The sequence below is a fragment of the Paenibacillus castaneae genome (assembly GCF_002884445.1).
GTDB lineage: Bacteria > Bacillota > Bacilli > Paenibacillales > Paenibacillaceae > Pristimantibacillus > Pristimantibacillus castaneae.
The window spans coordinates 292123-312557 of record NZ_KZ614144.1 but is presented as its reverse complement, the minus strand read 5'-3'; the positions used below and the strand labels follow the sequence as shown (position 1 = coordinate 312557).

Here is a 20435-nt window from a genome sequence, read left to right as displayed (position 1 = left end):
CCTCCTCTTTCTACCAGCGTGCTCGGCGTTCTGGAAGCGGATCCTGATCCAGCATTAACCGCTGCACTAGCTTTTCCATCAATTGCTGCTTCTCAGCATGATGTGCGGGGTCGAAAAACAAATTCCGGCTTTCCTGTGGATCATCTTCCAAATCATACATTTCCCCATACTTTTCATTAGCAAACACTACGAGCTTATAACGATCCGTTCGCAAGCATTTCGCATGAATACCGCGATCATGCGCATCGTAGGAGGTTAAAGCAGAATCCCTCACTTGTAGCTTGTGACCCATTAACACCTCTTGCTGCGATACTCCTTGTACCCCATAAGGCGGCACTTCGCCAATCGCTCTGAGCAGCGTTGGAACGATGTCGACATGCTCCATCAAGGCATTGGTCGTTAGCCCCTGAACCATTCCTGGGCCGCGAATAATCATTGGTATACGAGTCAAGCCCTCATAGAACCAAGGCCCTTTGTACAGGAGACCGTGATCGCCGAGCAGTTCACCGTGGTCACTTGTAAACACGACCAGCACATTATCGTATAAACCCTTCTGTCTCCAAGCTTCTTGTATATGTCCAATCTGCTCATCGATAAATGAAATCATCGCATAATAGTTGCGGGTTAGCCTGCTTATATGTGCTTCATCATGCTGATGCGCCTCTCCCCCTCCCGGCCAATATCCCCGATCGCTTTGACGCGCTAGATGTTCCGGACGAAGCTTCATCCCTTCCGGATCAGCCTTAATTGGAGCTTTAATCTCCAAATCCGCATACAGTTCTGCAAAGGCACGGGGAGGGTTAAAGGGATGATGCGGATCTACGAAGCTCGTCCAAAGAAACAGAGGCTGGTCCTGATCATGCGCAATAATCGCTTCTATGCTTTTCTCTGCTATCCAGTACGTCTGGTGCAGCTCCTGCGGCATATCACTTTCCCACACATCTCCTGCGGCATCGTCCGAACGGTATCGGTCAAGATTGAATCGATCTGCGACTTGCGGGTCGCGTGCACGCAGCCAGTCCAAATATTCGCCAACCAGGTTGTCTTCAGAGATATGATGCTCGTCAAACCCGTAATAGGTACCGTCTTCTGCTCTACCGCGATCTCGGAAAACAACATCTTCCGGCTCTCGGGAAAATTCCGCCTTACATTGCGGACGGAAATGCATTTTACCGACACCAATCGTTTTGTAATCCCGCTTCTTCAAATGATCGCACAGTGTAACCTCATTCTCATCAAGCGAGACACCTATATTCCATGCCCCATGTACATGAGGATAACGGCCGGTAAAGATGGAAGCGCGGGAAGGGGTGCAAACGGGGCTTGCACAATATGCATGATTAAATACCGTTCCCTCCTCCGCAAGCTTGTCGAGCACTGGAGTGTGAATCTCTTTGTTCACAAATCCCATAACGTCGGCTCGCATCTGATCCGTCGTTATCAACCATATATGCGTTTTTTGTTCCATCCTGTATTTCCTCCTCGATCCGAACTCTGCCGTTACCGGTAGCGCTTACAGGTTATTGCTGCAATCGCTCTTGTCACTTATTATATGAAAGAAATTACATGCTTTTTTCATTCATTATACCATCTTTATTTCTTTTTGGGATTAAGCACTTGGAATTAATCGTAATACTATTTATTTTTACAAAAAAAACTGTTAAAATTCATTATCTTATTGTCGTTTTGGTTTTATTGTCACATGCCATTCAAATAGAATCGGAGGAAGCCGTATGAATCATCATGACCGCTATTTCCTATACCATATATTATTTTATTATTTTTTTACGCTATAATAAGAAGTCAATGAACTGGATGATGCCTTTACTGTTATGGGCATTTGCGCCAGGGTGTCTTGAGGATTGGTCTAAATAATAAGGAGGAACGAAGTTGAAATGGAAACCTAAAAAACTATTTCGTAAATCTGCTTTTCGCCAGCATCTTATTTTGTTTTTAATTACGATACTCATTCCAGCGCTAATCTTTCTTTCATATAATTTATATCGGTCGTCAAAGCAACTGACGAATGGAATTGAGAATGCTTCAGTCAATGATCTTGACCGAATTGGACGCAACTTAGACAACTTGAATAATAATGTGGATCAGCTAGCTACGCAGCTTTCCTTAACACCATCTATTTACGATCTATTAACCCAGCCATACAAGCTATCCATCTACGACTATTCCATTATTAAAGAGCAACTTCGAGGATGGACAACTTCCAATTCCATTTTCTACTCACTGCTGCTTCATATTTATCAGAATGATAAAGTGTTGACGACAAATGAAGGATTATATGGCACTTCTGAATATTATGACAGCGCTTTTATTACAAAATTAAGAGAAGCTGCGACAGAACGACACACGTCATGGACAGGTATTCGTGTAACCAAAGGGGGTGTAGGCAGTCCAGACATGGATGTGCTTAGCTTTGCTCGCTCAATTCCAGCAACCTCCCACACTCCTCTCGGGATGCTCGTTATTGATATTCAGAAGGACAGCTTTATAAAATCAGTTCTTCATTCTTCAACGATCGCAAACGAGCATACGTTGGTGATTGATCCTCAGAACAAGCTTGTGTCGCCCCTATTGAAGGGCTAAATGCTGAGGGACTTGCTAAGCAATTGGAGCAGGGGGGACTGCGTACTGAAGTGGTAACGCTAACGAACGGACGTTATTTTGTGACCGCGCACAAAGATCAGGCACACGGCTGGACGTTGCTGCAATTAACGCCATATAGTGTGTATAGCACTCAAATGAAAGCGAATATAGGCCATGCACTTATCGTATTATTAATCGTTTTGCTTGTGGGACTAGGGGTATCTTATTTATTTGCTTTTATTTTGTATGATCCATGGAGAAAGATGGCGGAACGTCTGAGAGAATTTGTCATCCGTCCTTTCGATACAGGCAAGTCCGATGCATATAACATAGTGGATGATGCTATCGGTCATCTCATCACTACCGTTAGACAAAATGAGCCGATCATTCGGGATCATCTCGTCCAAGAACTGCTGCTACACCGTCCTCCAGAGGATCATGATGTGTTGAAACGTTTTGCCCAGACCGGGCTTCTCTTTGAGCATTCACATTTTCTTGTACTCCTCATTGTGGCGGATGAGCGCAGCCCTGAAGATGAGCAAGTAAATAGTGTTTATTTGTACAGCTTGGCAGAAGATTTATTAAGATCCCATTTTTCAGTGGCGGGGACGATTCTGGATCGAAGCAAGTTCGGCTTCATTCTCAATCTGAGTTCATCGGAGCTTCAGCCCATAGAACAGGAGTATTTGGAGAAGTGCTGCCTTCAAATGAGGAATGAGGCACAGGATCGATGGTCCGTATGGCTTCACGCTGTGTCTGGAGGCATTCGATCCTTAGAAAATGTTCATGAAGCCTATGAGCTTGCTCAGCGGGCTATTACATACAAGGCATTCTTAGCCAGCCCCCAATCAAATATCATGTATGCAGACGGAGATTGGGAAGAGCTGAAATTCGACTATCCCGTCTCCTATCAGAAGCTGTTCCTTAATACGATACTAGCAAGAGATCGGCAAGCAGCGGATGAGTTGGTGTCACAATTGTTCGAGAAGTATATTCATCAGAATCGTTATTCGCAGCCTAAGCTGCAACAAATGATTGTTATGCTTATGAGCCATATGCTGGGCTCGCTCGTCCAAGAAGGCTATGATATTGGAGAGCTTATGGATGAGATTAGCTTGTTGAATCTACAGAAATACAGAGACAGCTCCGAGCTGCAAGCCTATATTCATTCTACTGTCGGGTTAATGATGGATTACGTTCATGAGGTTCGAAACGAACGGAGCTACCCGCCCTATATACGGGAAGCACTCTTATATATGGAGCAGCATTATGGGCATAATATTTCCATATCGGATGTAGCAGAGGTCGTTGGAATTAGCAGCGGGCATTTAGGACGAATATTTAAAGCAGAGACAGGCAAACCTCCACTTGAGTATTTGACCGAATATCGTTTAGAGCAGGGAAAGAAGCTGCTTAAAGATGACAGCAGATCACTGCAAAATATCAGTGAAGCCATTGGATATAATGACGTTCATACCTTCATCCGGTATTTCAAAAAGTACGAAGGCATTACACCGGGTGAGTACAGAAAAAAGATCATGTAGTCTTTAAGATGGGCATGTATAATTTCGAACATCATACGATAAATAACGGTTTTTCCCCATTCTTATCACAGAGTGGGGATTTACTGTTTTTATGGCTTCGAATACGATGAAAGCGTAACCATTGATCGTGTGTCGCACAGTTATAACAAATGAAATGGAGGTTGGAATGTGAACGGAATATCTTCAGTCCCCGTAACTAGAACAAAACCGCAAGCCAGGTCAGGGCGACATTGGAGAGAATGGGGCAAGCACAAATACTACTTTGTTCTTCTATTGCCGGGCCTTGTGTATTTCGCTTTATTTCATTATTGGCCGATGGCGGGTATTACAATCGCGTTTAAGGATTTCCGCTTATTGGAAGGAATTATGGGAAGCCCATGGGCTGGACTGAAATGGTTTCAAATCCTATTTGATGCTCCCGATTTCTGGACAGCACTCAGGAACACCATCATTATTAGCTTTTATAAACTAGTTTTTAGCTTTCCGGCCCCGATCCTTTTGGCACTGTTATTAAATGAAGTATATCATTCGGCCTTTAAACGCGTTATACAAACTATTGTGTACTTCCCACACTTTCTCTCATGGGTTATCCTGGGCGGTATTTTATTCTCACTTTTCTCGTCGGACTCTGGCTTAGTCAGCTTCCTTGGGATGAAAGCTTCACCGATAATGGATCCTAGCTCATTCCGAGGCTTTCTCGTCATAAGCGAAGTATGGAAGGACATGGGCTGGGGAACGATTATTTATTTAGCAGCTATCTCAAGCATCAACCCGGAGTTATATGAAGCTGCCCGAATAGATGGAGGAAATCGCTTTCACCTTGTAAGGCATATAACGCTTCCCTCCATTACTAATACGATTGTTATTTTGCTCATATTACGTACCGGACAAATTCTTCACGTGGGCTTCGAACAAATTTTCATCTTATATAACCCACTCGTTTTCGAAGTTTCAGATGTTATCGATACGTATGTCTATCGACTTGGCTTAACGATGGGAAGATATTCGTTCGCAACGGCTGCCGGGTTATTTCAATCATTCGTAGGTTTGCTGTTATTGCTCGTCACCAATGGGGTGGCTAGACGTATGGGCGAGCGCGGATTATGGTGAGGTGTCTATGAAAAAACCAATTGCATCTAAAATTTTTGACGCTGGAAACGGTATATTCCTAATCTTTCTAAGCTTCATAACGCTATATCCTTTATGGCATGAAATTTCATTATCTCTAAGCTCGAAAGCAGAGGCGCTTCAAGGGGGATTCTTTTTCTTCCCGCGAGGATTCACCTTTCAAGCCTATGCAAACGTATTGTCCTCTGATTACATTTGGGTGGCCTATGGAAATACCATTTTTGTAACGGTTGTTGGCACTTTGTTATCCTTATTGGTCACATCGAGCATGGCCTATCCGCTTGCTAAGCGAACACTGCCATGGAAGAATGTATGGATGACCTTGATCGTCTTTACGATGATATTTAGCGGAGGTATGATCCCTGTATATTTAGTCGTAAAGGAGCTTAGCTTGCTGAATACCTTATGGGCATTAATTCTTCCTAACTTAGTATCTGCCTTTAATATTATTATTGTCATTAACTTTATTCGAGGTATACCGGAAGAGATTGAGGAATCGGCCATGATGGACGGCGCCAATCCAATCCGAATATATTTCTCCATTATTATACCGTTATGCAAGCCTGTGCTAGCAACGTTGGCACTCTGGATTGCGGTCGGGCTATGGAATAACTTCTTTGCAGCACTTATTTATTTGAACGACAAGGCACTTACCACTTTGCCCCTGCTCATCAGGCAAATTATTGCGGGACAGCAGCTTGCTGAGGAGACGGGACAGCTGGCAGATTCCTCAACCGAATCAGTAATCGCCGCTACCATCCTTCTTTCTATAATACCTATTCTTGCAGTGTATCCGTATTTGCAGAAATACTTTGTAAAGGGCGTTATGCTCGGTTCAGTTAAATCCTAAGCTTAATCATACTAAGAGATGAATAGGGAGGTCTTTATATGCAAAAGAAATGGAAATTATCAACCACGGTGGCGAGTATGACCATTCTCGCTGTTCTTGCATCCGGATGCGGGGGCTCTAACAACACTCCAAACAAAGGAAGCAATCAGGCGTCTGAGGATAAGACAGTAACTTATAAATTTCTACGCAACAGCGGAATTGCAGAATATCCAGCCGATGGCGGCGAAGCTAGAAAGGTGTTGACGGAGGCTGCTGCTAATGCAGGCATTAAGGGCGTGGATTTTATTGCACAGCAAGCCCCTGGAGAAGATTATCAAACAAAACTCAACTTGCTCGCGTCCGCGGATGATCTACCAGACTTTTTCGATATTGATTCTATGACGTTGAGCCGCTTTGTAGAGCAAGGATTGGTTCAACCGATTGATAAGTATTTGGAGAATGCGCCCCATCTTATGAAGCTTATTCCTCAATACTACTGGGATCAAGTTACGTTCGATGGTAAAATCTATGCATTGCCTAACGGAATGAGGCCCGAAGCTTTCAACAGTCCGAACGTAACATCTGTTCTCGTTCGTCAAGACTGGCTGGATGCACTTAATTTGAAAGCGCCTACTACATTGGATGAACTGCATGATGTGCTGAGGGCATTCGTCTCCGATGACCCAGATCAAAATGGGAAAAACGATACGCTAGGCTTAAGTGGAACGAAGTTATCACGCTATAACTCTATTTTTGGAGCATATGGCATTATTCCGAGCTTCTGGATGGAGCGGGATGGACAAATCCAGAAAGGCTTTACTCTGCCGGAGACGAAGCAAGTTCTTACCTTGCTCCAGCAATGGTACAAGGAAGGCTTGATTGATCCAGACTTTCCGGTAATGGAAACAAAGCAATTAAACGAGAAAATTATTAATTCAAAGGTTGGTTTGTTTGAGAATGATGCCTTCCTAGTAGATCCTAAAGCAAACCCGACTTCTGAGGCCCTGCAGAAGGCTACACCGGCCTCTAAGCTCACTATGATTGCCCCGCCTAAAGGACCAGATGGCAAATCGGGCAATCCCGAGACAAATGCAGTAGCCTCAGCTCCGCTGCGCGCTCTGTCTGTGAAAGCGCAAAATCCAGATAAGCTGTTCCGTTACTTAGATTGGTTAGTAGATGACAGCGAAGGTGGAGGCTTCAACCTCGGGCTGTATGGCGTTGAAGGAACTGATTATACGTTTGATAAAGAAAAAAATCTTATTACACAGTCAACAAGCTATGCTGACTTGTACAAAAAGGGATATAACAATCCGATTCGGATGGCCTTCATTATTGACAGAAGATGGACAACAGAAGCAGTTAGAGAAGGGATTGAAACAGCTCAAAAAAATATAATATCTAATGCCCTTTGGAAAACGGTTCCTGCCGAGCTTGATTATCCAGATCTAGAAACAAAGCTTTGGTCGGAATATTTCGTTAAAATTGTGACAGGTGTATGGAGCATAGATAAATTCGATGAGTTCGTACAGAAGTATAATCAACAGGGTGGCAAGCAAATTGCAGAACAGGCTAACGAAGAGTGGAAGAAAATGAAAAAATAATAAATACAAAACCCTAATCAATGGGTTCACGGATGCTGCATGTCAGCATCCGTGAGCTTCACGCTATCAGGAGGGGATACAAAAAGTGAAACCAAACGTGCTATTCATTACTGTGGATCAAATGCGGGGCGATTGCTTAAGCATACTTGGCCATCCGACCGTACAGACGCCGAATTTGGATAAGCTTGCAGAGGACGGTGTATTGTTTCGCAATGCTTATTCCGCGACACCGACCTGTATACCCGCGCGTGCTGCGCTCTTAACCGGTATGGACCAACGCTCTCATGGACGAGTGGGGTACGAAGAGCATATTCCATGGACATACGAGCATACACTACCGGGCGAACTAGCAAAGGCGGGATACCATACACAATGTATTGGCAAGATGCATGTGTATCCGACACGCAGCTTATGCGGGTATCACAATGTCGTGCTGCATGACGGATACATGCACTATAACCGCTATAATGATCGGACAATGCGTGCTGAGCATTTCAATGAATGTGATGACTATTTGAACTGGATAAGGAATACCGACGGTGAATCTACCTATGATCTCATGGACAACGGTCTAGATTGCAATGCATCAACGGTTGCACTACCGTGGCATCTTGAGGAAAGACTGCATCCAACAAACTGGGCAGTTACGCAGTCCATTGATTTTCTACGTCGACGTGACCCGAGCAAGCCGTTCTACCTGTGTACGTCATTTGTTCGTCCGCATCCGCCATTTGATCCACCTCAGGCCTACTTCGACATGTATCTCAATGAGGATATGCCGGACTCCCCAGTAGGCGACTGGGTTGATCTGCATATGGCAGAGAATGGATCAGGCGATCCAACAACTAGATTAAGCAAGCTGTCCAAGAAGCGTCTGGACCGCGCTAAAGCTGCTTATTTCGCTCTAATTACTCACTTAGACTTTCAAATTGGCAGATTGCTTAATGCACTTAATGAATATGGGGTACTGCACAATACGGTAGTGGTATTTACTTCAGATCATGGAGAATTGCTCGGTGACCATCATTTCTTCCGGAAGTCGCTCGCTTATGAGGGCAGCGCGAAAGTTCCTTTAATTGTCGCAGATTATACGGGAGGCTTGGGGTTAAGTCGTGGCGCTAAAGAAGACAAGGTAGTCGAGCTGCGTGATATTATGCCCACGCTATTGGATGCAGTTGGAGCAATAATACCAGAATCGGTAGATGGCGAGAGCCTGCTTCCGCTATGCCGTAATGAACCCAATGTCACTTGGCGCGAATATGTGCATGGAGAGCATGCATATGGCACTCTGTCTCATCACTATGTGACAAACGGATTGATGAAATATATTTGGTATTCACAGTCCGGTGAAGAACAGCTATTTGATCTGGCTTCCGACCCATCGGAGCTGCATAACAAGGTAGACGAACCAGCCTCATTGGCCACTTTGCAGCTTTGGAGAGAACGGCTCATACGAGAGCTGACAGATCGTGAAGAAGGCTATGTTCAAGATGGAAAACTTGTAATCGGGCAGCAGCCGCAGACCGTTCTAAGTCATCTCATAAAGGCGTGATAACAACGGCAACAGGCCAATCAGGACGGGGGGTTCCCGCCGTGAGGCCTGCTCGCTGGATCTATTCGATACCTCGCTCTTTCACTTTCGCGTTGTTTAGAATCCAGTCAATATAGTCCACTGCTTCTTGTCTGAGACCTTCATTTCCAATAGTAAGGTTGCTCAGCTCGTTTCTATTAAAGTGTTTTTTACTCATAGGTTCGCCCCTACTGTTCATTCCAGTATACAAAAAGGTACCCATACACTAGACACTTTTTTTCAAAGTGTCCAGTGTATGGGTACCAGTTTATAGGAGCCCCATAGGCACTCTTTGTTTAAGATCATAAATAAACTCATCAATAAATAGAATCTGACTGTTTCTTCTTTGTTTTTTTGCGTTTCCATACTCCTGCCACAATAATGCCAATGACCACAACGGCGATCCCTACATACAAGCCCTGTTCGAAACCGAACATGATTCTGTCAGCAATTAAGGATAGGATCGCAAAATAAACAAAATTTCCAATAGCGGTACTAATAATAAAGTGTTTGACTTTAACAGCACTTACGCCTGAAGCGATATTAATAAGGCTAGTAGGAACAAATGGGAATATTCTGCCGATAAAAACATACCAATATCCTTTTTGCTCAATTTTATCTACCCATCCTCGTTTTAGCCGCTTATTAACCACATCTTGAAACCATAAACGAACCGCGTAGAAAGTAATTGTAGCCGCTACTATACTCGTGAGTAAGCTCCATAAATAGCCATACCACAATCCAAACAACGAAATATTAACCGATATTACCAAAAGGATTGGGATGAGAGTGAATAAATTCTGAATAACCATCATGATAAACAAGATCAGCAGCATTAGAACGAGATTGTCGTTAGTCATCTGCCTAATTTGATCTAAATCAGCATGCAGCAGATAACTTCCCGCTTCCGAATATAATAAAATAAGAACGGAAATAACAATAGCTGCAAAAATAGTGAGTCTAACACTCCGTTTATTCATGAACACCTCCTCCTTTACGTGTTCAATAAGGAATGAATTCCTTTGTTCTATATCTCAATTCATTTTCTTGAAAATAGTTAAAAAATTTAACTATGTTTATATTCATTGTTGTTTTGCCATTCATGTATTAAACCACATAATTAATAGGTTGGCAACCAATTGATTATGAGTGGTCATTTGAAGTTTATGGCAGATAATCATCTATAAGAAGCATATGAGCTGCTTTTAGGATTGATGTCACACGAGTATCGCCCCTCTACTACTTCAAGAAGTATGTTAAGAGCCCTATTCAAAGCATTAGATATAAATGTCCACGCAATCTACTCATGATTGCAATAATATACCATTAAGATGAACTTGAGAATTACATGAATGTGCAGGGCAACAATTTGTTTCAATGTTCACCGAGCGATTTATTATTAATGAATAATTAGGAATAGAGTGGGTGGTATTCTTATGATTTATACAGCTCTTGGAGACTCCATTACGTATGGTGAAAATGCTTCCTCTTTCGCAAAGGCCTATCCACAATTGGCCGTATCCGCTTTAAATTCGCGCTCTCGTAGGGTTTCCGGATATGTGTTGGCTCGTCCTGGCTGGAGCAGCTATGATCTATTACATGCAGTAAAAAGGCAGGGAGCAGCCGTTATAAGTGAATCTTCTGTTGTTTCGATCTGGATTGGAGGAGTTGATTTAGCCGACGCTGCGCTGTCTTCGCTTAGAAACCAGCAGCCATTAGCTGTAAAACAAATATTATCCGAATACAAGCGGAATTTAAGCGCTATTCTAACTCAAATACAGAATGGCAGCCATGCCCGAATCATATGCTGCACGCAATATAATCCATCTCCGAACAGCCCTCTTGCAATTGCGTCGATTAACCAACTAAATTACACCACTAATGAGATCGCCCACAGTTATCATGTAAAAACTGTTCCCGTTCATAGGTGGTTTGAAGGAAAACAAGCAAACCTCATCTATGGTTATCGAAACGGCAGAATAGAAGATGCATTGAAAGGATCTCTGCCCATCCATCCCAATGATCGGGGGCATCAAGTTATTGCTGAAGGAATAACTCCCTATCTTATTCCTCATTATTAGATTAGCCATGCTGCGTTCAAGTTGAAAGCAAAGAAATGGCACCATATTCCACTAAGGTCGGTGCCATTTCCACGTAAAATGACTGATGAAATCAAGATCTCTTTTTCAAAAGTTGTTCAAAAGAGAAAAAGACACCTTTAATAAGATGTCTTTTTACTGAAACTTGATAGGAGGGGCGAGAATTTACTTACAAAAAACGAGAGATCCAAAATGTTTAGGAATATGGTAATTGACAACACCTGTCGGTGACCAAGCCCAATAGTGGCGTTGACCTTGTTGATCCTCGTCAATTCGGTACAAATTCCATTTCCATTGTGTTCCTGCTTGCGGAGCCTGCTGAAAATTAGAAAAGGGAATAAGGATTTCATAGACATACAGTCGTTCATCTGCCTTGACTACAAGAGTCTGCAGTCCCTGTGCATCCCAGGATGTGTCCGCGATAATTGAACAATCGGTTTTATCCATTTGTATACGAGCGTCGAACACAACGTTTAGAGGGCTTACTTCTAACTCAAAATAGGTTTCTCCTAATCCGGATTCATCAAGGAAAACCTCGACAACATCTTCAAGATATATAGGATCATCATGCTTCTCCATCGTCGCTACAATATGGTCATCTTCACATTCGAAGCGAATACATAAATGCTCCCTCGTCCAACAGGCGCGAACCCTTGTTTCTAATCGAGGCTTGTTTCCTGTAACGACATCTCGCAGCGTAACAGCTTCAACTGTAGACCAGGAAAAATTACTATTTACATCTTCAACATACTGACATGCATACTGCATCATCAATCCTCCCTCCTATCTATTGTTATTCATACCAATAGCCTTTAGTTCAATTCGGCACTTTAATGGATACTTTATCTGACTCCAACTTTTCTATTCTTGATGTATGTATTAAGCTTCTCAGTACATAAGAGCATCGCAATAGCAAAAACAATGATAATCGTCGGAAAAATACCCATCGTGGAATAAGATGCAAGCAGTCCAATAATAGGCGGTATGAATGTACTGCCCGTATAAGCCGTTGCCATCTGATAGCCCATAATGGACTGAGCGTGCTTTTGCCCAAATCGCTTAGGGGTTTCATGCAGCATACATGGAAATATGGGTGCTAGCCCCAATCCTATAGTCATAAAACCGACAAGCGACACAATAGTTGGAAAAGGTAATACTAGCAATAGTGTACCAACTAAAGCGATCATTTGACCATACCGAATAAGCTTTCTATTACTCATCTTAAATGTAATAAAGCCCGTAATGAATCGGCCAAATGTAATACCTAAATAGAACAAGGACACCCATTTCGCTGCAGTTGACGCAGGTAAGTCTTTTATGTTTACAAGAAAACTGCTCCCCCACAATCCCATGCTTGCTTCTACCCCACAATAAAATAAGAAGGTTAACATGGCTAGTTTAACCCCTTTTACATTCCATGGTTTGGTATGCTCGGAAGCTTGTTCTAACTCTTGATTATGTAACTCATTGGGGCTTTCTCCATGCGATACAGTGCTGCTTTTAGCAATTTTATCCCACAAAGGAAGCGAAGCGAATAGTATGATAACTAGTATAAATTGAATACCGGCAACAGTAAGATAGCCTTGTCTCCATAGGTCTTGCCCCGAAATAAAGGAAGCCATAATAATAGGACCAAGCGTAGCCCCTACCCCCCAGAAACAATGCAACCAACTCATATGATGGGCTTTATAATGTGCAGCCACATAACTATTTAACCCGGCATCTACAGATCCCGCGCCCAAGCCTAGTGGAAGCGCAAAAATAATTAACCAAATTAATGAAGGAGACCACGCAAATCCAAGTAAAGCTACAGCTGTCATCATACAACTTACAAGCGTAACTTTTCCCGTACCAAAACGTTTAAGAACGGTACCACTTAGCAAACTTGAAACAATCGTACTACCTGCAATAACCATTGAAATAATACCTGCAGTTCCTAATGAAGCATTCAGATCCAATCTCATCACAGGCCACGCTGATCCAAGTAATGAATCTGGCAATCCTAAACTAATAAATGCTAAATAAATAATAATTAAAAAGAAAGTTGCCATGTTAGTCTGTACTCCTTAGTTTGGGATGTTTATATGATTAAGGCTGCTAATTAAACTTATTAAATGCATTTAATAAGTTACTATGATAATAGCAGGAATATGCCTTACCAACAAGCTAATTATGATAAAGTGAAAGGCGGATTTTCCATTCTTTTTGGAATGAAAATCCGCCTTTATTTTCACGGGTATGATTGATGATCTGTATCGCGCACCCTGTACATGTCCATCAGCTTGTCGGTGGGGAGCTTATAGGGAAGCGCCGCTGCACGATCTTGATACCAGAATGCCGCAGAAGAATACCAATAGGGCTTCAAATGCGTCGCTTCCCATGGATTAACGAAGGAAATCCGAAGGTTGTTATCAAAAGTAATCGCATCACGCTCGTGAAAGCGATACATGCTAATCATAGAGCGAAGCGTATCCTTAAGCGGAACACCATGAAGCTCCGCGTAATATTCTCCATCGCGGAAATACCAACCCCCATTGAAATAATCCTCCAATCCAGTACCTACAATCGTCGGATGATCTCGATCTTCCGTATCAATGAATAAGTATTCAGGTGCTTCCAAGAAGGACAAATAATTGAGAGACTCACCTTGCATAGACAGACAGCATCCCACGTAGTGACCCCGCCCTTCTACATCCAAGAGGAGGAGCGGATCCGATCCACCTAGCCGGCTTGTCTGGAAGAGGCAATGAAATCGGCCCGATGCTTCCGGTAATGTCTCATATTCCTCGTAATTGGCGTTGAAGAAAACATCAATTGGAATGCTCTCATGCAGATTTTCCAGTTCGATACGTACTTTATTGAAGGGCATTGGGAAATAACAATAGAAACCACCGCTTGACATCCCTATATATCTAGATACAAAATGCCTATATTCACAGTGGCCGATTCCAAAAAAATCTCCAGCTGGGCATTCGACAGATGGATATGATTCACCGTCCCAGTAGATACGAATGATCAGCTTCTTCAAGACCGAAGGATCGTTCTCGGCCCCTGTCTCCCAGTGTCTCCAGAACCAGCCGGGGAACGTCAGCCACATCCGGTTGATGATACCCGGCTTGTCACTTTCAACAATAGTGCTTGCTGGCGCTCCAGGCATGATCCGTTTCGTTTTGCTTTTGGTAACGGGATCAAAGGTTGTAAACTGTCTGGAACGGGCACTCCGTATTTGGTAAATATCCGGATTCACATCAACCACTCCAATCTCATATTTTATTTGAAGCGCTTACATGATTATTTTGGAAATCTGTAAACTTGTTCTAGCGCATTATTCCCATGAAATAATGTAAACTTTGTAACCAACCAAAAACTTGATGAAGGCGAGTTCCAGTTATACAAACCCACAATTCGCCAGAGTATATCCATATGAAACCACAATTCATTAGATACCATTCACCGAATATTAATAATTCACTCTATTTTTATTCCTTCCCTTGTACAAATTCTCTGTATAGTAAATAATGCTTGTTGCTTAAATTCATTCTTTCTCAGGAATTCACTCAATACCTTTTTATCGTTCGTAATTTTCACTAATTCTGATATTTCTAACGTCCTATCCTTTGCATACTCAGCCTTATGCTGCAACTCCTCAACACTCATATTGCTTATTTCGACCGCACAAGTAATACCAAGCTCCAGAAAATTTCGCTCTAGAAATACATCGTAGAATTTGATTGTAGAGTCATAAGAGTGTATATCCTCAATTCCAAGTTCTTCACACAACCCTCTTTCGACACATTTTCTAAGATCAATTTTATCGGTGTTATCTCTATCCGTATCTGTCAGGCCTTCAAGCATCGAGATATTATATTGATTCCTAGAGTTCACTTCAGTCGCGTTGGTTGATCTTTTAGTAAGAATAAAATCTTTAACCCCATGCTCATACTTCAAAATGATTAAACAATTAATTCCGAACGATGTCGTAAACGCATTGTATTTCTGTAATTCCATATCGTCATTCACTTGTGAGATGGAATGCCCGCTAGAACATAGTTCTTTATAGATTGATCTGAATACCTTGTGTGTAAAGTAGTCGGTTTGAAATAACTCCATATTAATAACTGGATTCTCATTTTCACCGTGCCTACTGTGAGTATTTATTTTGAACACTCCCAGTTTTGTCTTATTAAAATGACAGCCGTTACTCTTCTCAATAAAATGCCTCGCTACTATTTTCCTATGTTTATTAATAAGATCAGGTAAGTTGAATATATCTGTAGTTCTTGCAATATCTGAGAATGAACTGCCTCCATCGAAAGAAGAGTCTGTGTTCATAACAAATTCTTCTGCAATATCGTCTTTATGAAAGCTTCTTTGCAATTCTTCTCTCAAATCTTCTGGAAAGCCAACGTACAAGCTCTTGTTTGAAAGTAATATATTGATACCTTTCTTGGAATCATAGGGGTTAGCATTGCCTAAAGTAAGGATATTTAAATTCCCTAGGGTACTAGCGCTATTCGCGGCCAGCCTCTTGTTTAATTTATTTCGAACTCCCTTTGATTTAAAGTATTTTAGAAAATAGCTATGAACGCCATCATACATTTTCTTAATATAGTAGCCGAATAGGAAAATAATAATTGCTTTAATAATGCCTGACGGGGATAAGTTAAGATTCAAATTATTTTGTATGGAATTTACTATATTTTCAACCATTAAAACAAACCAACACCTTTTCCTTATGAAATTTTTCAAAGAATATTACTAGTAACTATTCCAATTATAAATTGTATTAAAAGCCCTCAAGCAACTACCACCATTATACAATTATATGAAGTTTAGGAATAGATATATTTATAGTGGCAAGGTTCAATCATTAGCTATCAAACAGCATTTCATACGATTACAAAGTAAAAAGAGCACCTGACCCGGTGCTCTATCTCATTAGTTTAGTGAAGGCGTAACGCGGGTATCCACTCATGTGCGGTGACCTAGTTTCGGCACCAGGAGGACTCACATGTTAAGTAATTGAGCTCATTCTCAATCATTCTTCGTTGTTATTCTATTTAATATGACCAAAAGTTGATTCTGTTGCCGAAAGGATCATATATGTGCATCGCCTTCCAGCCTGTTCCGACCACTTCCGAAACATCTACCCCCAGCAATTTGAACCGATCTTGTTCATCGTGAATGGATGACGTATAGAAATAAGGGCAGGCCGCACCGTCAACATGATTACGAGATTCGCTAGTTGTCTTATGAACCAGATGAAAGTTTCCTCCCATCTCTACACATAGATTTGGAATGATAATCCGAGTCGCCTTCATCTCCAGCATCTGCTCATACCATTGAATTGCCCGTTCAAGATCCGGAACTTCGACATACCAGGGACCGTAACTGCTAATTCGGCCGCCAACTGGTTCGCTGCTTTCTTCAGAACGAACAACCAGCTTCGTACCATTGTACCCCTCAATCTCGAAACGGGGGACTCCATCTGGCCCATCATGAATATCACCCACGCCATTCAAGGATGCATGGAAATACTGATGAGTCCTATAAAGGTCATTGCTGTTAAAGGTAAACCCAACTCCCGATTCTGAATGACAAGCAATTGGAAAATGTTTCAGTGGCACTTCAGAAGCAGCCGATTTCAAATGAATCAAGCCTCCTGCCGGAAATTCGAGAGAACTCATCTTCTCAGCAGCTGAAGCTGGATCATTTCTATATTCCCCGGTTGGCCACTTCAGAGTAAGCCCCATATGCTCTTGATACCACTGAATCGCTTTCTCATGCTCGTCATAGGGCACAAAAAGGAATCCCCCATCCCATCTAAAACGAGGTGGCGGTGTAATCATCTCCCCCTCCAGAGTCGTTTCCCCATCAATGTTCAGGGATTTTATATTCACTTTCGCTTTAAAAGCAGTACCGATCCCAACTTGGCCTGCTACGCCACTGTAATCGCCATTTACCCTTAACCTCTCTATTCCATCGACGGATACAATCGAGAAATTCTCTTCGATCTTCCAAGCGACGGTGATCCATTCATTGATCGGCACCTGACCAGCGTTTGGAGCACCCAGCCAATCTCCTAAAGCAGGGTTTTGCCATCGCATCTCCTGAGTGTTTTCTTCCCAGTTGAGAATAACCATTCCTTTGGCAAATTTGATTCTGATGTTGTTGGAATCTGTTTTGACCTGCGTTTCAATGGTGAGTGGAACTCTGTACTTCAGAGGTGTTACTGCAAAGCCTTCAGATCCTGTAGTGACCGAAAGCTCCTCTTTTGATTGCTGCTCAATTAGTGAATGAACTGCTTTCAAATCAGATAACTCAATGCTAGTTGTGGCCTCCATTCCAGCACCTACCCTTTTTCCGAAATATTATTTCACTAAGATTATAGCGTACATCTGTTCGTATGTAAACGATTTCCATTACTGTAAAGTGGTACACTTTACATTTTAATTCACTGTGCTGACGGTTGTAAGTTTACATATTATCGATTTAACTTAATCGTCCATTAACAAATTAGTATTAAACTAACTGTAATGCTTCACACTAAACATTTCATTTAGAAAGGAATTGTATAACATGGGAATTCATACGTATTTTCAATCACTTAATGATCTTGAACGTATTATTCGATGCCCAGGAAAGTTTAAGTTTGAAGAGCACAGCGTATCTGCTCATTCATGGAAGGTTGTACAGTACGCGAAAACATTGGCCGATATTGAGGAGAGCAATGGCGTTACGATCGATTGGAAGAAGCTTTACGAGATTACGAGCAGCCATGATTACGGTGAAATATTTATCGGAGATATTAAAACACCCGTTAAGCATTACTCACTAGAACTGCGCGGCATGCTGCAGCAGGTGGAGGAAGGAATGATTGCTCTTTTTATAGAAGAGAATATTCCAGAAGAATTCAAGCCTATTTTCCGCGAACAACTGCGCGAGGGCAAGGATGATTCCACCGAAGGACTAATTCTTGAAGTGGCGGATAAGCTTGATCAAGTTTACGAGGCCCTTACTGAATTGCAAAGAGGCAACACAGAGAAGGAATTTGTAGTTATGTACCGCGAAGCGCTCATCAAAATCAAAAAAATAAAGCTGCATTGCGTTGATTATTTTTTGAAAAATATTTTGCCTGACATCGTTCAAGATAGCTCCAATTGCCCTGTTGACATCAAAAAAATTACAAAGGAAGCATTAGAGCTTTAAGATCTTTAACTTCCACTCGATTTACACCTCATCACTCCTCCAATACAGTAGAACCCCCAACCGTTAAAATACCTTCATCGGAATAACCCCTTTTTTATTTCCTCGTCTGCACCGGCATTCTCAGCAATGCTTTTCTTTATGTTATTTCGCAAGAAACGGTCAAATGTCTTAAGATGAACCAAGAAGCTTCTTAAATGATGCTTCAATATCATCCTGACTGACTGATCCGATAATGTAATCAATAATTTGACCATCTGTATTCACAAAGCAGAGAGCCGGGAAACCATCACCACCGTAGTACTTGTATACATCTCCTTCTTGATCAAGGAGGACTGGATATTCAATCCCATGTTTCTCCACATAGCTTTGTACCTCTGAAAGCTCATCTCGATTCGTAACATTAATACCGTATACATTTATCTGATCCTTATATTTCTCATATAAAGCGACCATTTTGGGAGCATCCTCATTGCAGTAGGGGCACCATGATGTAAATATCGACAAGACTGTTGGTTTCTCGGCAAAATCGACCTCTACTTCTGCTCCGCCACGCAACTCCGATAATTGAATACGGGAATTTTCTTCATTAAGTTTAATTGAATAGTTAATTCCAAGATAGATCACCAATCCTAGAGCTAAAACAAGTATAGTACCCGTAGCATATTTGGAGAGTCGGTTCATCTAGATTCATTCCTTTCCCCATTGCATTAGTAAGTTTTCACTTATTATATTACATCATATTTTTCGTTTTGAACTAATGATTTGAATTCTCTAAAAAACGACTGAATTTTGCGCTTAATTTGCATGGATATTTTATCCACCAAGTATGTTATACTGCATTTGCGAATAAATGATAGCGTTTTCATTTAAGAAAGCAGCCTACATCCTTCGCTACTGCTTTCTTCGACTATGCCCTAAAAGGAGGAGGTTTCAGGCTTATTATCGTAATAATCGATTAAAGTTCTAGGGAAATGAGGTAACGAATTGCATCGATGTTAACTGCACATTAAAAGTCAGACCAAATCATTGAGGGAGGTTTTGAAATGATAATGGGAATGACGCGAAAGTTTTCCACCATTCTAATCGTCTGCTTATGTTCACTTACGCTAGCCGCAACTGTTTTTGCTGCAACGTGGAGCTCCACTGCTAATTTTGCAAGCTGGTCTAATGGCGGATACACTGTTTATAACGACGTTTGGGGCAGTGGTGCGGGGCTGCAAAGTATTTGGGCTAATTCTTACAGCAATTGGGGCGTAACTTCTAACCAGCCAAATACCGGCGGTGTCAAGTCTTATCCTAACAGTACGAAAGTAATTAACACGCAGCTCTCTTCGCTCAAAAGCCTCACTAGCTCTTTTAACGTAACCGTCCCCACAAGCGGGTCCAGCTTTGAATCTACTTATGATATTTGGACCGGAAATAATGCTCATGAAATCATGCTATGGATGAATAAATACGGCTCCGTCGGACCTATTGCCTCCTCTTGGGATTCAAGCGGCAAGCCGGTCGCAGAATACACTAATGTTAGCGTCGGTGGGCATACTTGGAACGTGTACAAGGGCTCCAATGGTTCCAACGCTGTTTTTTCGTTTGTCCGTACCAGCAATACAAACTCCGGTACAGTCGACATATTGGCGGTTTTGAACTGGATCAAATCCAAGGGTTGGATGAGTAATGAAATCGTAAACAGCGTACAATTTGGTTTCGAAATTACTTCTTCACCGAATGCTTCCTTCACTTGCAATAGCTATTCCGTAACTTCTTCCTAATTGCGCGGTTCCTTGGATTGATGTAGAACAACAGGAAGCCGCAATATGCGGCTTCTTTTGTTTGTTTTAAATATATGATCTAAAT

The 20435-nt window shown here is 42.0% G+C and carries 18 protein-coding genes; 9 read left to right on the top strand and 9 right to left on the bottom strand.

Annotation, left to right across the window (positions count from 1 at the left end; translation table 11 throughout):
* Positions 1 to 10: 10 nt before the first annotated feature.
* The gene (locus tag CEF13_RS01435; protein ID WP_102709083.1) at positions 11 to 1468 is read right to left on the bottom strand and encodes a sulfatase family protein; all 1458 of its coding nucleotides are present in this window, start codon (positions 1466 to 1468) and stop codon (positions 11 to 13) included.
* Positions 1469 to 1890: 422 nt separating this feature from the next.
* Between CEF13_RS01435 and CEF13_RS01430 the strand changes: the two genes are divergently transcribed.
* The 6 genes from CEF13_RS01430 to CEF13_RS01405 all read left to right on the top strand — a co-directional run bounded on the left by CEF13_RS01430 (position 1891) and on the right by CEF13_RS01405 (position 9255).
* Positions 1891 to 2601, top strand: a complete 711-nt coding sequence (locus CEF13_RS01430) for a cache domain-containing protein (RefSeq protein WP_102709082.1) — start codon at positions 1891 to 1893, stop codon at positions 2599 to 2601.
* Between the two features lie 50 nt (positions 2602 to 2651).
* Positions 2652 to 4145 carry a helix-turn-helix domain-containing protein gene (locus CEF13_RS01425; RefSeq protein WP_102709081.1) on the top strand — a complete coding sequence of 498 codons (1494 nt, stop codon included), beginning with the start codon at positions 2652 to 2654 and terminating at the stop codon, positions 4143 to 4145.
* Between the two features lie 168 nt (positions 4146 to 4313).
* Entirely contained in the window at positions 4314 to 5255 is a 942-nt protein-coding gene (locus CEF13_RS01420) for an ABC transporter permease (RefSeq protein ID WP_211297034.1), read from the top strand.
* A 7-nt stretch (positions 5256 to 5262) separates the two neighbouring features.
* Positions 5263 to 6123 carry a carbohydrate ABC transporter permease gene (locus CEF13_RS01415; RefSeq protein WP_166742984.1) on the top strand — a complete coding sequence of 287 codons (861 nt, stop codon included), beginning with the start codon at positions 5263 to 5265 and terminating at the stop codon, positions 6121 to 6123.
* Positions 6124 to 6161: 38 nt separating this feature from the next.
* Positions 6162 to 7703: an extracellular solute-binding protein gene (locus tag CEF13_RS01410; RefSeq protein ID WP_102709079.1), complete on the top strand. Its 1542-nt coding sequence runs from the start codon at positions 6162 to 6164 to the stop codon at positions 7701 to 7703.
* A gap of 85 nt (positions 7704 to 7788) precedes the next feature.
* Positions 7789 to 9255, top strand: a complete 1467-nt coding sequence (locus CEF13_RS01405; protein ID WP_102709078.1) for an arylsulfatase — start codon at positions 7789 to 7791, stop codon at positions 9253 to 9255.
* Positions 9256 to 9316: 61 nt separating this feature from the next.
* Here the strand turns inward: CEF13_RS01405 and CEF13_RS29420 are convergent, their stop codons facing one another.
* Positions 9317 to 9451 (bottom strand): hypothetical protein, encoded by a 135-nt coding sequence (locus CEF13_RS29420; protein ID WP_279589026.1) that lies wholly within the window; start codon positions 9449 to 9451, stop codon positions 9317 to 9319.
* Positions 9452 to 9590: 139 nt separating this feature from the next.
* The gene (locus CEF13_RS01400; protein WP_102709077.1) at positions 9591 to 10253 is read right to left on the bottom strand and encodes a TVP38/TMEM64 family protein; all 663 of its coding nucleotides are present in this window, start codon (positions 10251 to 10253) and stop codon (positions 9591 to 9593) included.
* Between the two features lie 456 nt (positions 10254 to 10709).
* Between CEF13_RS01400 and CEF13_RS01395 the strand changes: the two genes are divergently transcribed.
* Positions 10710 to 11354: an SGNH/GDSL hydrolase family protein gene (locus tag CEF13_RS01395; RefSeq protein WP_102709076.1), complete on the top strand. Its 645-nt coding sequence runs from the start codon at positions 10710 to 10712 to the stop codon at positions 11352 to 11354.
* A gap of 183 nt (positions 11355 to 11537) precedes the next feature.
* Here CEF13_RS01395 and CEF13_RS01390 read toward each other — a convergent pair whose 3' ends face one another.
* From CEF13_RS01390 to CEF13_RS01370, 5 genes are all read right to left on the bottom strand, one after another.
* Positions 11538 to 12143 (bottom strand): carbohydrate-binding family 9-like protein, encoded by a 606-nt coding sequence (locus CEF13_RS01390; protein WP_102709075.1) that lies wholly within the window; start codon positions 12141 to 12143, stop codon positions 11538 to 11540.
* Between the two features lie 71 nt (positions 12144 to 12214).
* Positions 12215 to 13423 (bottom strand): MFS transporter, encoded by a 1209-nt coding sequence (locus tag CEF13_RS01385; protein ID WP_102709074.1) that lies wholly within the window; start codon positions 13421 to 13423, stop codon positions 12215 to 12217.
* A 179-nt stretch (positions 13424 to 13602) separates the two neighbouring features.
* On the bottom strand, positions 13603 to 14619 hold the full coding sequence (locus tag CEF13_RS01380) for a glycoside hydrolase family 172 protein (protein ID WP_208414852.1): 1017 nt from the start codon (positions 14617 to 14619) through the stop codon (positions 13603 to 13605).
* Between the two features lie 221 nt (positions 14620 to 14840).
* Entirely contained in the window at positions 14841 to 16082 is a 1242-nt protein-coding gene (locus CEF13_RS01375; RefSeq protein WP_102709073.1) for a hypothetical protein, read from the bottom strand.
* A 350-nt stretch (positions 16083 to 16432) separates the two neighbouring features.
* Positions 16433 to 17716 carry a VOC family protein gene (locus CEF13_RS01370; RefSeq protein WP_102709072.1) on the bottom strand — a complete coding sequence of 428 codons (1284 nt, stop codon included), beginning with the start codon at positions 17714 to 17716 and terminating at the stop codon, positions 16433 to 16435.
* A 235-nt stretch (positions 17717 to 17951) separates the two neighbouring features.
* Here CEF13_RS01370 and CEF13_RS01365 point away from each other — a divergent pair, with 235 nt between their 5' ends.
* Positions 17952 to 18581, top strand: coding sequence for a YfbR-like 5'-deoxynucleotidase (locus CEF13_RS01365; protein ID WP_102709071.1), 630 nt, complete (start codon positions 17952 to 17954; stop codon positions 18579 to 18581).
* 168 nt (positions 18582 to 18749) lie between these two features.
* Here the strand turns inward: CEF13_RS01365 and CEF13_RS01360 are convergent, their stop codons facing one another.
* On the bottom strand, positions 18750 to 19262 hold the full coding sequence (locus CEF13_RS01360; RefSeq protein ID WP_102709070.1) for a TlpA family protein disulfide reductase: 513 nt from the start codon (positions 19260 to 19262) through the stop codon (positions 18750 to 18752).
* A gap of 362 nt (positions 19263 to 19624) precedes the next feature.
* On the opposite strand from CEF13_RS01360, the gene CEF13_RS01355 reads away from it, so the two are divergent.
* On the top strand, positions 19625 to 20350 hold the full coding sequence (locus CEF13_RS01355; RefSeq protein ID WP_208414853.1) for a GH12 family glycosyl hydrolase domain-containing protein: 726 nt from the start codon (positions 19625 to 19627) through the stop codon (positions 20348 to 20350).
* Positions 20351 to 20435: the final 85 nt, after the last annotated feature.